Below are 606 nucleotides of genomic sequence, written 5' to 3' on the forward strand. Positions count from 1 at the left end.
TATATCCGATGGGTTCGAGCAGTCGCTGGTGATTGAACCAATGCACCCATTGGAGCGTGGCCAGTTCCACCTGCTCACGATTGCGCCACGAGCGTCTGTGGATCACTTCGGCCTTGTACAGGCCGTTGATCGTCTCAGCCAGGGTATTGTCGTAGCTGTCCCCTTTGCTGCCTACCGACGGCTCCACGCCAGCCTCGGCCAACCGTTCGCTGTAGCGGATACTGACGTATTGCGACCCGCGATCGCTATGGTGGATCAGGTGGCTACCGCGTTCAGGCTGACGTTCGTACAAGGCTTGTTCCAGCGCATCCAGCACGAAGTCGGTTGTCATCGATGGGCTCACCCGCCAGCCGACAATGCGCCGGGCAAAGACGTCCACAACGAAGGCCACGTACAGCCAGCTTTGCCAAGTGGAAACATAGGTGAAGTCGGACACCCACAACTGATTCGGTCGGTCGGCTCGGAACTGCCGGTTCACTTTGTCCAGCGGGCACGGAGCCTTGTGGTCGCTGACTGTGGTGCGGACGATCTTGCCACGCCGGACTCCGCGCAGGCCAAGTCGTCGCATCAACCGCTCGACCGTGCAGCGGGCCACGGCGTCTCCTT

At 60.7% G+C, this 606-nt stretch carries 1 protein-coding gene; it reads right to left on the reverse strand.

From position 1 onward, the window contains the following. Positions 1 to 606: IS3 family transposase (locus H4J77_RS19600; protein ID WP_182250141.1), on the reverse strand; the 606-nt coding region annotated here is incomplete at both ends.

It is taken from the genome of Pseudomonas sp. 5Ae-yellow (assembly GCF_014077575.1).
GTDB lineage: Bacteria > Pseudomonadota > Gammaproteobacteria > Pseudomonadales > Pseudomonadaceae > Halopseudomonas > Halopseudomonas neustonica.